This window comes from Pelosinus sp. IPA-1, from assembly GCF_030269905.1.
Classification (GTDB): Bacteria; Bacillota; Negativicutes; order DSM-13327; family DSM-13327; genus Pelosinus.
Genome location: NZ_BSVC01000001.1, coordinates 196,698 through 212,821, shown reverse-complemented (window position 1 = coordinate 212,821; position 16,124 = coordinate 196,698). Strand labels below are relative to the sequence as shown.

The window sequence follows — 16,124 nt, the reverse complement described above, 5'->3', positions numbered from 1 at the left end:
AATTCATCTCTTTACTCCAATCATTAATATTTTTTTGATAGGCTAACCTGTATTGTAGAGCCCTTTAAAACAGTTTATGCTATCTCTTGTTCAACAACATAGGATTTAGAAAGATTAAAATATATAGTGAAAATTGTTCCATTCCTTCCTGTACTGACATCAATCTTTGCCCCATGCCTATCCACAATACGGTAACAGACGGAAAGCCCCAGTCCTGTTCCTCCGTCTTTCGTAGAAACAAAAGGTATACCTAACTTATCCATCACTTCATTTGGGATTCCTTTTCCCGTATCCTGCACTTCTAAAACAATATTATCATTATGTAAATAGGTTCGAACTATGACCTCTCCCCTATCTTCAATTGCCTCGAAACCATTTCGCACAAGGTTCAAAATAAGCTGTCGTATTTCCTTTTCATCAAAATCGCTATCTGGTATCTTACTACATTCCGCATTAATTTCATGCCCCCAACAAAGAGCATCCGCCTGGAGAAGAGGAAGTATAGTTAGTATAACTTTGTTTAAATTCCCACGTTTCATATCTACAGTCTTATTTTTAGCAAGAGAGAGAAATTCCGTTATTATGCTATTTGCTCTATCCAATTCCTCAATCATAGTGCCTAGGCTCTCACCATACTTTAAAAATTGCTCTTTCTTTTGAAACAACTGTAGATACCCTCTCACTGTAGTCATAGGATTACGTACTTCATGACCAATTGCAGCAGCCATTTCACCGACAATATTAAGACGGTCTATTTGAGCCATTCTCCTCTCAAGCTGCTGTTTTTCCGTTACGTCACGGGCAATACATAAAACGCTTTCTACCTGTCCATCTTTATTAAACTCTGGTATAAGACGTATAGAGTAAAAATGTTGATCATATAGTCGAACACTCCATGAGTCAAGTTCTAATTTAGAGCCCGTATTAAATACAGTATCCAAATTTTTCACCCAACTAGAACAGTATTCCTCAGGTGCACCCGTTTCTAGTGATGTTTTACCAACAGCTTGGTCAAGAGATATACCTGTAATCAACGAAAATGCAGGATTAACATAGATAAAACGATAATTCTTATCAAATTGACAGATAATATCCGGGCTATTCTCAACTAACTTTCGATATTGCTGTTCACTCTGCTGCAATTGCTGTGTTCTATAGTTGACCTCGTCTTCCAGTCTAGCATTCAGCCATTGAAGATCTGCTTGCGCTTTTTTTCGCTCTATGATTTCCTTTTCCATAGAAATATTAATCTCTCTTATCTCAACTACTTTACTCTCTAGTTTCATTTCATTTTCTTTGAGGAGACCTACAGTATTCTCAATTTTATAGCTCATTTCTAGGAAAGCTTTACAAAGTTTACTTAGATCTTGAGGCATCTTTTTTATATCTTTATCCCGCTCTATTCTTTCATAATTTCCCACTGATATTAAGTTGGCTTGGTCGATCAACCAATTAATAGGTTTTTTTACAGAATTCGTTAGCTTTGTAGCCAATGGTAAAATCAAAAAAATGAGAAAAATTGTTGCACCTGCCATTTTTCCAAGCTGAACATAAATTGAATTAAGAACCTCTTTCTCATTAACACTACCAACCAGCGTCCATCCGCGTTCAGGCATATATTGGTAAGCACCCATTACCTTGTTGCCCAAGTAATCCGTCCAACTGGCCTTACCAGTTTCGCCAATATGTATACTCGCCAAAGCCTCACTAGAAAGTTTAACTTCTTTTTTTGAATCACCCTCTAAAATTCCTTCATCAATTAGAGTGGTAACGTATCGTGGCTGGGCAATCAATTTCCCTGCGCGATTTACTAGAAGTATTTCTCCTGTTTCTCCCATCCAATTCTCACGCAACAGTGTCTCAATCTTCGTCGTTCGTACGGAACCAAGTAACATTCCTTGAAAAATTCCTTCATTGTCATAAATAGGAGAAGAAAAATTAATAATCGGTAATCCACTATTTCGGCCGATTACTATATCAGATATATACTCTTCCCCCGCCAACGCTCCTTGAAAATAAGGTTGGCTAATTGCTGATGGAAATTGAATCCCCCCAGGCAATGTAGATATTTTGAATAACCCATCCCGGTCAATGAATGATAATGAATCAAACTCCTTACTGTTCTGTTGTGTTAGATCGAGAGTCATCTTCATTTGTTCCTCATCTAAGGTACGAAAAGCTTTTAACTGACTTAACATATGAACGTCTGTAGCTCTTTCTTCTAACCAATATTCGATCAATCGTCTCTGAAAATCGACTCGTTGACTGATTAATTCCAGCTTTTTCTGTTTAACAATGTTAATTTGATTAATGGTATAAATAGCCATAATCAACAAGCTGGGGACAACAACAAGAATAACTGTCCATAATCTAAATTGGCGTTGTAAAGTTTGAGTTTTCATGCTCTCCACTCCTCAAAGAATTTCCGCCTCGACTATTCATTCAGATATCCTATATACTGTTTTATTTGCCATTAAAATACAAAAATCCTGCAAGTTTTTACCTTTTGCAGGATTTTGTCCTTTGGATATTCTTAGAGGCAATACTAACATATAGTAAATCTCTCATTCATTTAACATAGAACACCCTTTACAACATATCACGCAACAATATTTACAAGTCTTTATCGGAAAAACAATTGTAATTTTCTTCTTTTGGTACTATACTATATTCATTGAGACATATTAATAAATGTTACCTCAATGCAGAGGATCCCTTGAGGGATGCTCTATTTTTTTATAAGGAGGAATAAAAGATGAATACCTTAAAAATAATTCTAACCCTTCTTCCCTTTGTTTGGACAATTGGTATGGTCTCCTTTGCAAACAAAGTTTTTCCGATTGTGCTAGGATTACCCTTTTTAGCTTTTTGGTTTGTCGCTGGGATTTTCCTTGCTTTCCTTTGCTTACAGGCTATTTATTTCATTGATTCAAGACATAAGCAAGACTCTTAACTTTCAAAAAGGATGGTGCAACATGAGTAATGAAACAGTTTCACTTTTAATTATATTTTTGTTTATTATTACAGCAACAATTATCGGGTTAATTCCTGGCATGAATAAGAAGATGAATCTTGAAGAATGGGCCGTTGGCGGACGTAATTTTGGCAGATGGCTAAATTGGTTTATCTTAGCAGGTGAAATTTATACTGCTTTTGCCTTTTTAGGTGCTAGTGGCTGGGCTTATTCTCGTGGAGGCCCAACTTTTTACATATTAGGTTATGGTGCCTTAGCCTATATTGTCGGGTACTATCTGTTACCTACCATTTCGCCCATTGGTCGCAAACATGGTCTAATGACGCAACCTGATTTAATTGAGCATTTATATGACAGTAAAAACTTAAGCTTATTGACTGCAATTATTGGCGTTGCTTTTTTGCTTCCCTATTTACAACTACAATTAACTGGTCTTGGACTCATTATTGAGACTTGCTCTTATGGACAACTTACTCGAATTCCTGCAATGTTAATTGCTTTCATTTTAGTTGCCTCCTTTGTATATTTGAGTGGCCTAAAAGGTGTCGCTTCTACAGCTGTGCTAAAAGATATACTATTAATGATTGCTGTTGTCTTCTTCGGCCTATACCTACCTATCCACTATTTTGGCAGTTTAGGTGGTATGTTTGAAGCAATCGAAATTGCCAAACCAGGTTTTCTTGCCTTGCCAGGGGGAACAAAAAACTTTGATGTAAGTTGGGTAATGTCTACTTTAGTCGTAACAAGCCTAGGGTTTTACATGTGGCCACATTTCACCACCAATAGTTTTAGCGCCCGTAATCCTGACGTACTCCGCCATAATGCAATTTACTTACCCCTATACCAAATTTGTTTGCTATTCCCAATGCTAGTGGGATTTGCTGCTCTGCTTTTACTCGAAGCACCTTTGAAAACACCTGATATGGCCTTCATGACCATAGTACAAAAACTTTTTCCCGGCTGGACGTTAGGCCTTGTTGGCGGTGCAGGTGCCTTGGCTTGTATGATTCCAGCTGCCGATTTACTTCTGTCTACCTCAATGCTCTTTACCCGCAATATTTACAGCAAAACCATTGGAAAGAATACGTCCCCGAATAACCTAATCAATGTTGCAAGAATTACATTGCTAGCACTTACTACCATTGCTCTTTGTTTGGCTATTTTTCTTCCCAATATGCTTGTTAACTTACTCCTTACAGGGTACTCAGGTGTTACACAATTCTTTCCTATGATTGTGCTAGGGCTTTATTGGAAAAAAGCCACAAGGCTCGGAGCCTATTCAGGATTGATAATCGGGGAAATTCTCGTATTCACTTTGATTCTAGGAAAAATGGATCCTTTACCCTTCGCTGGTATGAATTTAAACGCAGGTTTTGTAGCTTTGCTTGCTAATTCAATTGTTTTTGTTCTGGTAAGCTTAGTTACCTATACTCCTATAAAAGCAAAAAGCGAGGTTAATCTATAACTTATTATCTTTATCCTTTAAATAACAAAGAAAACGCTACTGGCGAGCTAGTAGCGTTTTCTTTATGGTATCAAAATTTATAAGTTTCTAGTTAAAAGGATTGAACCACAAAGACACAATGCCGCTATCGCGGCACACAAAGAAGATGGGAAGGAATGGCTAGAACCCCTTTGTGACCTTTGTGTCTTTGTGGTTCAAAAAGGGCGCGTAGTGTTTTTTCTATTTCTTTTTTTAATCGTTACATATAAAGTTATTTATGAGCCAGCGCAAGGGCAGCAGTTGCCATAATTTCCATACCATAACATAAAGCATCTTCATCTATATCATATTTAGGATGATGTTGCGGATAAATGATTCCTTTCTCAACATTACCTACACCAATAAAGAAGAACGCTCCAGGTACTTTTTCTAAGTAATACGAAAAATCTTCCCCACCCATGACCGGATTAATGGTTAGAACATTTTCTTTGCCAAGAACTATGACGCCTGCCTCACCAATCACTTTCGAATATTCAGGATGATTAATCAAAGCAGGGAAGCCTAATACTTTTTCAAATTCGTAGGATGCATTATTAGCTTCACAAATTCCTTTGGTAATTTGCTCAATTCTTTCAAAAATAAGAGCACGAATCGATGGTTCAAAAGACCGAACAGTTCCTTTGATCACGGCTGTGTCCGGTATAATATTGAAAGTTTCTCCAGCTCTAAAATAGCCTAATGAAACTACAGCTTGTTCAAGAGGATCTACATTGCGACTGACAATTGTCTGTAAAGCCACTGTTAATTGTGCACCAACTAATAATGCATCTACAGTTTGTTGCGGCATAGACCCATGCCCGCCTCGCCCTTTAATCTTAATAGTAAACTCATCCGGCGAAGCCATAAGCCGATCAAAAGTAATACCAATCGTGCCTACCTTCATAGGTTCCCAAAGATGAGCACCAATAATAGCATCGACTCCATCTAAGGCGCCTTCCTCAATCATAAATTTTGCTCCACCAGGAAAGTGTTCCTCACTTGGTTGAAATAAAAAACGAATTTTCCCTTCAATTTCTTCTTTTATTTCGACCAAGATCTTAGCAACACCAATCAACATGGCTACGTGCCCATCATGCCCACAGGCGTGACATACACCATGGTTTTGAGATTGATAAGACTTACCACATTCATCAACTATCTCTAAAGCATCCATATCCGCTCTAATAGCAATGGTTTTACCAGGTTTACCGCCTTCAAGCTCGGCAATTACTCCTGTTTTAGCAATGGAATGACACGCAAGGCCAATCGCTGTTAACTCCTTTATTATATGCTTCTGAGTATTAAACTCTTGATTACTAAGCTCAGGAAATCTATGAAGATATCTTCTTAACTCTATAACCGATTTATGGTGTTTCTGTGCAATAACTCCGATAGTTGTCATATTATCATCGCCTCTTCTTTAATATCAAAGAGGCCTTCACCTCTCATGGTAAAGGCCTCTCTGCCGTCTAAAATAATCTTACCCTTCCATGAAAAAATTGTCAATCATAAGGTTACGATCTTTTAGTACCGAATTTCCCCCTTCATTGACATTTCATTTTACATTTGCTACAATTGAAATTATTCAATTAAATGGCTCCGTAGCTCAGCTGGATAGAGCGTTTGACTTCGAATCAATAGGTCGGGGGTTCGAATCCCTCCGGGGTCACCATTTAGTAAGTAAAAGCACTGGAATTTTTCAGTGCTTTTTTTTTACGGAATCAGAAAGTATAACACTTTCTGATTCCAAGAAAGAACGGCTAAGGCTCTGCCTGCGCCCGGGGACTTGGCTCAAGCCAAGTCTTTTCTTATATGCATAAGTTAATTACTACCCACAATCAACCTATCTTCTTTTATAATATGTTCAACAAGCCATTCACAGACAAAATCCAAAATTCCAAGCAAGTATTCATTATGTCCATTATCAATTTGGTCTAAGTCAATGCTTTCCATTTTTTCTAAAAAATCATTATGTGCAACCTTTTGTGAGAGAAGTTTTTTGTACCCAATATTTTTCATATATTCTTCTTCAGCCTCAAAATGATAGATTGTATAATTTTTTAGTTCTTCAATGATTTCAATGATCGAGTCATATTTATCCGTTATGAGATCATTCTTTAAAAGATCGTAAATCCGATTCGCTATCTCAAATAGCTCTTTGTGTTGTTCATCAATCGATTCGACTCCTATAGCATACTTATCTTCCCATGTTACCATAAAGTTTAACAATCTCCTTTGCATTCTACTATTATTTTTGATTTGAATGAAATTTTTACTTTATGATAATTATTCTTCCATTAATTACATTTTTCCTTTAATTTATTAAAATTATAATAAATCATTAACACTTATTGTTGCTTTTTTAAAGATAAAGGATTTTTGTAAGATTACAGTAGCTACTAAAGGAACTAGATCTGCAGCAATGCATAGAATATTATATAGCGCAAATACTCTATATGGTAAGTGAGTATCCAACATGATTGGGGGACACAAGATGGCAATACACTCACCTTTTAGAAATCTAGTTGTCGGAGTGGATCGCAAACTGCCTTTAGTAAATGGTAAATATGTTACAGGGATTAATTTTGATAATGCGGCTACAACTCCACCCCTTCATTCCGTCATGGAAGAACTTGGAGACTTTGCTCCTTGGTATTCATCAATTCACCGTGGCGCAGGGTATAAATCAATACTTTCGTCAGATGTGTATGAAGAAGGAAGAGACGTTATAAAGAAATTTGTCAATGCAGACCACACCCGAGATGTCGTCATTTATACGAAAAATACAACAGAAGCAATAAATCTACTATCTTATATTCTAGAGCAAAAAGACGATAAACAAGTTATTCTTTCTACAGATATGGAACATTTAGCAAATGATTTACCGTGGAGAGATAAGTTTTTAGTAGATTATGTATCTATTGATGAATTTGGCAAGCTCTCCCTAGAAGACTTAGAGATGAAATTAATACATTATGGCGGAAGGATAAAATTAGTTACAGTCACTGGTGCCTCAAATGTAACTGGCTACAAAAACCCTATCTACAAAATTGCAAAACTTGCTCATAAATACGAAGCAAAAATTCTTGTAGATGGAGCCCAACTGGCTCCTCACTGTCCTATTGATATGAAAGACTATGAATCGCTAGAGCATCTTGATTATCTTGTTTTTTCTGCTCATAAAATGTATGCACCTTTTGGTATAGGTGTCCTTATCGGACCAAAAGAAACCTTTGAAGGAGAGGAACCCTACTGTAAGGGAGGAGGTGCAGTGAAATTAGTATCTCATCAATTTATAGCATGGGATACCCCTCCCCACAAAGAAGAAGCTGGCACCCCTAATGTTATGGGAGTTGTGGCTTTATTAGCTGCCATAAAAACATTAAGTTCTATTGGAATGCAAGTTATTGATAACTATGAACAAAATCTAATTCATTATGCTATCGCTGGATTAACATCAATTCCCGATATAAAATTATATTGCTGTGCTGGAAACAAAGAAGATCGCCTAGGCATTATAGCCTTTGACCTTCCTGGAATCCATCACGAATTATTAGCGAATATTTTATCCCACGAAGCTGGGATTGCCGTGCGGAATGGTCTATTCTGCGCTCATCCCTATATAGAAAAGCTTTTGGGAATAACAAATCAAAAACTTTCTGACATTCAAAAAAATCCTAACGTACCTTGCCCTGGCTTAGTTAGAATGAGTTTAGGATTATATAATAATAGTGACGAAGTTGATATATTGATTGATTTATTACATCAAATTAGCAAAAATAAAAAGGCTTATATACAAAAATATTAATACGACAATCTATAATAATAAAACTGTCATTGATATGCTTACCTTACACTTTATTATTGAAGTATTCTTGTCAATGACAGTTTTTTTTACTTTTCAATCTAGCTAACTTACTTCTCACAAGTCACCTATCTTATGTTATCGATATGACAGATGTATTATAGCTCATTGTTTTCCAACAGCCAAATATCATCCTCCGGGACTACTATTAGTTTTTTATCGTCACAGCATTGCACCAGATATACCCAGTTATAGTTTATCAATCTAGAGCTAATAATAATTCCCCTAATTAAAGAACTCCCGAAAAGTTTACGCTTTTCAAAGGACACTTCGTCCTTAATTTTGTATTTACTATTTTTAGTATCCACTAATCTCCCTCCTCATTTCCTATATTACCCGCAATATAAGCTATAAATACTAAATAAGTAAACTAAAACCACTCCTTACGGAGCGGTTTCTTTTTCGCCTAAAACCTTACTAGCGCAATAATTGCATTAACAATCGTATATAAAATTAAGATACCTGTAATTCTGACTATAGGATGGGTTTTCCATTCCACTTCTCTTTCTTCCATGCTTTTTGATTCTCCTTACCATATTTTATACCTGATACATATGTACTTTATTATTGCCACTACTAAGAAGAAATATGATAAGTAAATAAAAAAAACGCTACGCGTCCTTTTGAACCACAAAGACACAAAGGTCACAAAGGGGTTTTAACCATTTCATTTCCATCTTTTTTGTATGCCGCGATAGCAGCATTGTGTCTTTGTGTTTCAATCTTTTTAACTAGAAACCTATAAGTTCTGATACCATAAAAAAAGGCACTGCCACTCAAAAGAATGGCAATGCCTTTTTCATTATGTATTTAGTAGTTCTGTTCTTTTAAAATCGAGAATATCCCTTCTGCTTAGATGACTGCAAACCCAAGTATTCATCAACACTATATTTACCAGGACCAACAAAAAATGCTCCTAAGAAACTAAAACCATCTTCCAGTGATTGGGCCGCCTTCAACATGCCCTTTCCTTCTAACATTTGGGTGGAAAATGCAATTAACATATTACTAACTAATAGTAAGCACATGGGTCGGTAAAGAAAACCGATAGCAAGAAATAAACCGCCAAAGAACTCTGCGAAGCCAGACATAAACCCCCAAATCGCTGGAGCAAAGGTAATACCGAGGACCGCCATGGATTTTCCTAGTTCCGCCCATTTTTCAACGCCACCAGTAATTTTGGGGAATCCGTGCCACATAAACATACTGCCAATTCCTAAACGAAAAATTAACAAGCCTAAATCCATAAAAGAGAAAAAACGCTGATTTAGACTTCTAATTAGTTCTTTCATTTTTGTTTCCTCCTTTAGATTTACTTATTAAATAAATTGCGATAAATCTAATATACCCTATTTATCATCCAAATACAAATTCCTGACGGTTACATTATTCTAACAAACTTTATCCACATATCTTGGATAGTATGGACACAACTTCATTGCCAACTTCTTGGGTATTGGCTGTCCCGCCCATATCTCTAGTCAGAGATTTCTTTTCTACCATGACCTGCTCAATCGCCTGTAGGACTACCTTTCCCCATTCTTCTTGACCAAAGAAATCAAGCATTTGGCTTACTGACCAAATCGAAGCCAAGGGATTGGCAATTCCTTGCCCAGCAATATCTGGTGCAGACCCGTGAATGGGTTCAAACATAGAAGGATACTTACCTTCTGGATTTATATTAGCACCTGCAGCTAACCCCATCCCTCCGGCTATGGCAGCACCTAAATCTGTAATTATGTCGCCAAACAAATTGGAAGTAACCACAATTTGAAATCGCTCAGGTTCTTTTACAAAAAACATACATGCTGCATCTACCAAATAAGAGTGAGTGACAACGTCTGGATATTCACGTCCTACTTCGGCAAATACTTGATCCCAAAATACCATAGAATACACTAACGCATTTCCTTTACTAATACTTGTTAATGTTTTTTTTGTTTTGCGAGCGATTTCATAAGCATAACGAATAATACGCTCGGTACCTTTACGAGAGAAAACTCCTGTCTGCAAAACAACTTCCTCAGGTTGACCTCGAAATAACCACTCCCCAGCTCCCGCATATTCTCCTTCGCTATTTTCCCGAACCACCAGCATATCAATTTGATCACGTCTACTATCTTTTAATGGACAAGGTGCCCCTTCTAATAGTTGAATGGGACGTAGATTTACGTATTGGTCAAAGCCTTTACGAATTTTAAGTAATAAATCACAAAGAGATATGTGATCAGGAACTCCTGGATAACCTACCGCCCCTAAATAAATCGCATCAAAAGCTTTTAAAGTATCTAAACCGTCTTCATCCATCATTTTTCCATGTTTTAAATAATACTCACAGCCCCAAGGAAAGTATGTAAACTCAAAGTTAAAATCTCCAGCCAGCTGCGCCACTGCTTTTAAAACTTTTACGCCTTCTGCTAATACTTCAGGTCCAATTCCATCGCCTGCAATTACAGCTATTTTATATATTTTCATCCTTTGTCCATCCCCTTCCTCTTCTTATATTAATAGTTGCCTGTTTTTATATTTATTGACCACCAAATACAAAATTCCTGCAAAATATTTTACAGGAATTATTAGCAGTAAATTACTGTTTCACACTTTTTTGTATTGTAGCGCAGCAATTCGGAAAAACTATGACATCATAACATTTCGAAAGGAGCATCACGATGAGCCAACAACAGGGTTCTCAGGGAACATCCTTCCCACCGCAACATCAAAACCAGCAGCCCGGAATTGAATCACAAATGAAGCCACTGCCAGTTTTTATGGATGCTAACTACCGGGCAAGTGGTAAACTGGAAAATAAGGTAGCCTTAATTAGCGGCGGGGATAGCGGCATTGGTCGAGCTGTAGCTTTAGCTTTTGCTAAAGAAGGAGCTAATGTAACAATCACCTACCTTAATGAACACGATGACGCTGCAGAAACAAAAAAGCTAATTGAAGAAACGGGCAAAAGGTGTGTAACCCTTGCTGGTGATATTGGTGATGAGCAATTTTGCCAACAAGTAGTTGCAGATACAGTAAGTAAATTGGGTCAATTAGATATCCTCGTAAACAATGCTGCTGAACAACATGTACAAACAAGTCTTCAAAACATTTCCGCCGCACAATTGGAGAAAACTTTTCGCACCAATATCTTCTCCTATTTTTTCCTTAGCAAAGCAGCATTACCTCATCTAAAAAAAGGCAGTGTCATTATTAATACAGCGTCTATTACTGCCTACAAAGGGAATGAGCAGCTTATTGATTATTCCGCAACAAAAGGTGCCATCGTTGCCTTCACTCGTTCTTTGTCTCTTTCCTTACTCCCACAAGGCATTCGCGTCAATGGTGTTGCCCCTGGACCGATTTGGACACCACTCATTCCAGCCTCATTTGCCGATCCAGATATAACCAAGTTCGGTCAGGATACCCCAATGAAGCGGGCTGGTCAACCGGTGGAAGTGGCTCCATGTTACGTATTTTTGGCCTCACAAGATTCTGTCTATATGTCCGGTCAAATCCTTCATGTCAATGGCGGTACTATCGTGAATGGGTAGTTATGAACTAATTTCTTCCCCTGGTAAGGGAAGGGGTATCTGTAACACTACACTTAATTTATCTCTCAATTCTTTCATGTCAATTATATTATTAAGGGAAATAACTCTACCGCCTAAACATAATAGCTGCCCTACAATTTCTCTAGTACCTACATAGACATCTGCTTTTATGCTTGATGCTGAGGATAAATCGGTATGATCTACTTGCGCTTCAACCTCAAATTCCTTTAGTATCTTTTTAATATTCACTTCAATTATAGAACTGCTATCAAGCCCACCACTGCAACATACTAAGATTTTCATTTTTTTCACCCTTTCTGGTTAAGATCCTATTCTTATTTCATAAGAATAGACTTGGCTTGTGCCAAGTCCTCGGACGCAGGCAGAAGCCTTAGCCGTTCTTACTTGGAATCAAGAAAGTGTTATACTTTCTGATTCCGTAAAATAGGTAGAATTCCTACTATCTACTTCTTCTACTTCCCTAAGATTGTAAGTATATTAAAAAATGATGCTATTAGACTCTATGCACAAAGATCTTTTCCTATGTTAGTCTTATTTATAGGAAAAAATCGTAACGTCTTACGCTCCACGATTTCAAAAGTCAAAAAGCTTCCGAATACTCGGAAGCTTTTTAGTAATTTTTTTATCTTACATTGGTTTTGTTTCTAATATTTCCTGATGATAGGTCTCAGTGTCCATTTCACCCATCAATTTACTACTAGCAATACCTGCTATCATGGCTCCGCTTACATTTAATGCCGTTCTGCCCATATCAATCAATGGCTCAATAGCAATCAGTAAACCTACAATGCCTACTGGTAATCCCATAGTAGAAAGAACAACCAGTGCAGCAAAAGTTGCACCACCACCTACACCAGCAATACCAAAAGAACCAATCGCAACAATAATCACTAATTTAAGCAAAAAGGATATTTCAAGTGGGTTTATCCCTACAGTCGGAGCAACCATCACAGCCAGCATGGCTGGATATATACCGGCGCACCCATTTTGCCCAATACTTACACCGAATGAAGCTGATAAATTAGCATAACCAGAAGGAACGCCTAACTTATTGATCAATGCTTCAATGGTGAGAGGAAGTGTTCCGGCACTGGTCCGAGAGGTAAACGCAAAAATCAGGACAGGTATAACCTTTTTGATATAAGTAAAAGGATTGAATCCCATAAAGGATAATATTATTAAATGCACGATAAACATAAGAATCAGGGCTAGATAAGAAGCTACTACAAATTGAATTAATTTATAAATATCGGCATAATTGCTTGTGGAAACAAATTTAGTCATGAGTGCTAATACACCATAAGGTGTCAATAATAATACAAAGTCCACTAGTTGCATCACAACATCGTTTGCAGTCTTCATAACTTTCATAAAAAATTCTGCTGATTGAGGTTTGCTTTGTTTTATGCTTAACACAGCAATGCCGATAAGAGCCGAAAAGAAAACTACTGACAATGTATCCGCACTTCCTTGACCTGTCAATGCATAGAAAGGGTTCGTTGGAATAATCTCTATTAATTGCTGCTGTATTGGTTTTGTCTGAAAGGCAGTTAATTTACCCTCGACACTTTTTGTGGCACCCAATTCTGCTTCTCCTACCTGCAATCCCTCTGCCGACAAATGAAAGGCTAAGGAAGAACCCGCTCCGATTAAACCTGCAATAGCGGTAGTGAATAACAGGATACCAATGATTAATCCACCAGCTTTACCAAGGATTTTCATATCTTTAATATTCGTAATAGCCGAAATAATAGACACGATAATTAAAGGCATAACAATCATTTTCAATAAGCGCACATAACCGGATCCAATTAAATCGAACCAACTATTTAATTGTTTTATAATCGTCGATGAGCCACCAAATAAGCTCTGAAGTACCCCACCAAACAAAATACCCAGAACCATTCCTACCATAACCCGTATCCCAAAATTAACTCCTTTACGTTGCATATAATACAAACTATAAACAAGCGCCAGCATTGCTAGAATGTTAGTAATTACTGTTGAATAAGAACTCATAATTTCCCCTGCCTTTTCTTTTAAATAATTCCATTGGGCTTAAAAGCAAACTGTCAATGAATAACCCATTCTATTCATCACGTCTTTAGTTAATACCAACGTTTCTAAAATAGCTGTCGGATCTTTCTATTTTTTTCGCCTCCACCTTGAAAAAAATAAAAAGCTAAAAGGACCGCCAGCAGCGATCGTTTTAGCCTTCAGTTTACTGATCAACTAACAAATATTTTATTTCTCTTATAATAACATAGTCGCCTGGCCCTGCCAATAGCTTTTTATAAATTTTCTATCCCGCTCCATCAACTTTACACTCTTTGATGGCTTCAGAATAGAGATCTAACATAGAACATAAAAAAGCTTCCAATTTATCGGAAGCTAGATTTCATAAAATTTTGTGGTTGTCAAAAACCAAGTCAGAAACTGCTCCATTCTTATCGTTAATAATCAATTTCCCTCCCAGCTTATGTAGCTTCGAACGAATATATGTCAGCATAGCAATTCCTTTGTCATCGAATTGGCTAACATCATTAACATCAAGAACAATGTGCCGATACCCATAATGCAAGCGTTCTATTAGGCTATCTTGCAAAAAATTGACATGTTCTGAATAAACATCACCATTTATATTCATATAAACTTGTTGTTCATCTGCTTTTATCAAAAGCGTCATATATCCACTCCCCTATCATTCCATTATTTTCGCATATAATTGATTGTGTTTTAATGGATATCTTTTAACCTCAATAGATAATGATTATCATTATTAATCAAATTCTACATTATACCAAGTTATCTTGTCAAGTATTAGATACTACTAATATTCAATTGCCCCTTGGTTGATAATTGTAACTCCCTTAACGTCTTTCAATTCTTTCATTAAAGAAAGTAAGGCCAGATCTTTTTGTTTTGCTTCAATCATAACATCAAAATCTTGATTATATTGTTTCGCAATATCTAAAAAAGCTACAAACTCATCGACATTAATATAATCTGCATGTGCCCTAGCATTGTTCGTCCCTTTTGGACTAGAAACATGAATTTTAGGAATCATGTTACCCCAAGTGGCAAAGATCGCAGGCAGGATATCAGTAAGGGACGTGCCATCATTACAGCAACTATGATGATGAATATCTAAGACCATTGGTACTTTCAAATCTTCACAAAGACTGAGAACCTCATTCGCATTGTAGGATCTATCATCATTCTCGATAATGATTCTATCTTTTATCCTACTAGGCAAATTACTAAATTCTGATTTAAAACGAAGCAACGCCTGAAGTTTATCTTGATAAACCCCACCAACATGGAGAACCAATTTTGCTTCAACACCTAAACCCATAGCTTCAAAAAGATTTACATGGTAGCATAAGTCTGCTAATGTTGCTTCCAGTACATTCGCATCTTTACTATTGAGAATTGCAAAGTGGTCAGGATGGGCACTAACCCGTATACCTTCTTTCTTAATCAAGGTGCCAATCTCGACTAGTTCATGTTGAAATTTTTCACAGTAATTCCACCCAGATGTTATTGGATGAGTCGCTAAAGGCACTAATTTAGAAGTAAATCGAAAGACTTTAATATCATGGGCAAGGTTATAACGCAGCACACGTAATTGAGTCGATAAATTCTCTTTAACCAGCCGTGTGAGCTTACTAAAACGATCAAATGGATCAGCAAGCTTATTCAAAGTACTCGCAGTCACCGTTTTATTGGGAGATCCCTCTGGAATCCCCAAAGCCATTGCTACATAACCAAAGCGAATGCGCATTAGATAACTCCCTTTATAAATAAAATCATTAAAGCTAGTGTATGCAAAATAGCGCAGGTTAAAAATTTTACTGCTACATACACTTACTTATTTTTCACGTATTTTTCAAACGAATCCTTTCCTTGCTCCTCCCACCAACTCTGATAATGCTCACTGCTTTCAGACGCTCCAATACCTTGGGTGGTTCTTTTATAGGGATGGCATTTCTTTGCATGATGCCCATGTATATCTTTCCCATAGGTTCCAAAAAGTAATCGCAGCATAAATACTAAGCCTGCTCCTTGCCAAAATGTAATGACCTTCAGGCTAAAAATATCTGGCATCAAATAATTCCATAATAACATTACAAAATAACCAAAAACTAGACCAAATCCCAAGGCCATAAGAATACCTACAACAACATGAATAAGAATAATTTTACCCTTGGATTTACATTGATCATAATTTCCTTTCAT

The 16,124-nt window shown here is 36.9% G+C and carries 15 protein-coding genes and 1 tRNA gene; 5 read left to right on the top strand and 11 right to left on the bottom strand.

What is annotated here, in order from left to right:
- Window positions 1–74: 74 nt before the first annotated feature.
- Entirely contained in the window at window positions 75–2,402 is a 2,328-nt protein-coding gene (locus QSJ81_RS00920) for a cache domain-containing protein (protein WP_285715533.1), read from the bottom strand.
- A 353-nt stretch (window positions 2,403–2,755) separates the two neighbouring features.
- Here QSJ81_RS00920 and QSJ81_RS00915 point away from each other — a divergent pair, with 353 nt between their 5' ends.
- Entirely contained in the window at window positions 2,756–2,953 is a 198-nt protein-coding gene (locus tag QSJ81_RS00915) for a DUF3311 domain-containing protein (RefSeq protein ID WP_285715532.1), read from the top strand.
- Window positions 2,954–2,975: 22 nt separating this feature from the next.
- On the top strand, window positions 2,976–4,439 hold the full coding sequence (locus QSJ81_RS00910; RefSeq protein WP_285715531.1) for a sodium:solute symporter family protein: 1,464 nt from the start codon (window positions 2,976–2,978) through the stop codon (window positions 4,437–4,439).
- Between the two features lie 250 nt (window positions 4,440–4,689).
- Here the strand turns inward: QSJ81_RS00910 and QSJ81_RS00905 are convergent, their stop codons facing one another.
- Window positions 4,690–5,859, bottom strand: a complete 1,170-nt coding sequence (locus QSJ81_RS00905) for a M20 metallopeptidase family protein (RefSeq protein WP_285715530.1) — start codon at window positions 5,857–5,859, stop codon at window positions 4,690–4,692.
- 193 nt (window positions 5,860–6,052) lie between these two features.
- Between QSJ81_RS00905 and QSJ81_RS00900 the strand changes: the two genes are divergently transcribed.
- Window positions 6,053–6,129 (top strand) — tRNA-Arg (locus QSJ81_RS00900).
- A gap of 149 nt (window positions 6,130–6,278) precedes the next feature.
- Here the strand turns inward: QSJ81_RS00900 and QSJ81_RS00895 are convergent.
- On the bottom strand, window positions 6,279–6,674 hold the full coding sequence (locus QSJ81_RS00895) for a bacteriohemerythrin (RefSeq protein ID WP_285715529.1): 396 nt from the start codon (window positions 6,672–6,674) through the stop codon (window positions 6,279–6,281).
- A gap of 277 nt (window positions 6,675–6,951) precedes the next feature.
- Here QSJ81_RS00895 and QSJ81_RS00890 point away from each other — a divergent pair, with 277 nt between their 5' ends.
- Window positions 6,952–8,265 carry an aminotransferase class V-fold PLP-dependent enzyme gene (locus tag QSJ81_RS00890; RefSeq protein ID WP_285715528.1) on the top strand — a complete coding sequence of 438 codons (1,314 nt, stop codon included), beginning with the start codon at window positions 6,952–6,954 and terminating at the stop codon, window positions 8,263–8,265.
- A 155-nt stretch (window positions 8,266–8,420) separates the two neighbouring features.
- Here QSJ81_RS00890 and QSJ81_RS00885 read toward each other — a convergent pair whose 3' ends face one another.
- The 3 genes from QSJ81_RS00885 to QSJ81_RS00875 form a co-directional block, all read right to left on the bottom strand.
- The gene (locus tag QSJ81_RS00885; protein WP_285715527.1) at window positions 8,421–8,630 is read right to left on the bottom strand and encodes a hypothetical protein; all 210 of its coding nucleotides are present in this window, start codon (window positions 8,628–8,630) and stop codon (window positions 8,421–8,423) included.
- Between the two features lie 519 nt (window positions 8,631–9,149).
- Window positions 9,150–9,614, bottom strand: a complete 465-nt coding sequence (locus QSJ81_RS00880; protein WP_285715526.1) for a DoxX family protein — start codon at window positions 9,612–9,614, stop codon at window positions 9,150–9,152.
- Window positions 9,615–9,723: 109 nt separating this feature from the next.
- Window positions 9,724–10,797 carry a tartrate dehydrogenase gene (locus tag QSJ81_RS00875; protein WP_285715525.1) on the bottom strand — a complete coding sequence of 358 codons (1,074 nt, stop codon included), beginning with the start codon at window positions 10,795–10,797 and terminating at the stop codon, window positions 9,724–9,726.
- A 194-nt stretch (window positions 10,798–10,991) separates the two neighbouring features.
- On the opposite strand from QSJ81_RS00875, the gene QSJ81_RS00870 reads away from it, so the two are divergent.
- Entirely contained in the window at window positions 10,992–11,864 is an 873-nt protein-coding gene (locus QSJ81_RS00870; RefSeq protein ID WP_285715524.1) for an SDR family oxidoreductase, read from the top strand.
- Here the strand turns inward: QSJ81_RS00870 and QSJ81_RS00865 are convergent, their stop codons facing one another.
- The 5 genes from QSJ81_RS00865 to QSJ81_RS00845 all read right to left on the bottom strand — a co-directional run bounded on the left by QSJ81_RS00865 (window position 11,865) and on the right by QSJ81_RS00845 (window position 16,124).
- Entirely contained in the window at window positions 11,865–12,167 is a 303-nt protein-coding gene (locus tag QSJ81_RS00865) for a PTS sugar transporter subunit IIB (RefSeq protein WP_285715523.1), read from the bottom strand. It lies immediately after the preceding gene.
- Between the two features lie 345 nt (window positions 12,168–12,512).
- Window positions 12,513–13,904: an L-cystine transporter gene (locus QSJ81_RS00860; RefSeq protein ID WP_285715522.1), complete on the bottom strand. Its 1,392-nt coding sequence runs from the start codon at window positions 13,902–13,904 to the stop codon at window positions 12,513–12,515.
- Window positions 13,905–14,283: 379 nt separating this feature from the next.
- A complete protein-coding gene (locus tag QSJ81_RS00855) occupies window positions 14,284–14,571 on the bottom strand; it encodes an STAS domain-containing protein (protein WP_285715521.1) in 288 nt (95 codons plus the stop codon).
- Window positions 14,572–14,715: 144 nt separating this feature from the next.
- The gene (uvsE, locus tag QSJ81_RS00850; RefSeq protein ID WP_285715520.1) at window positions 14,716–15,669 is read right to left on the bottom strand and encodes a UV DNA damage repair endonuclease UvsE; all 954 of its coding nucleotides are present in this window, start codon (window positions 15,667–15,669) and stop codon (window positions 14,716–14,718) included.
- Between the two features lie 83 nt (window positions 15,670–15,752).
- On the bottom strand, window positions 15,753–16,124 hold the full coding sequence (locus QSJ81_RS00845) for a hypothetical protein (protein WP_285715519.1): 372 nt from the start codon (window positions 16,122–16,124) through the stop codon (window positions 15,753–15,755).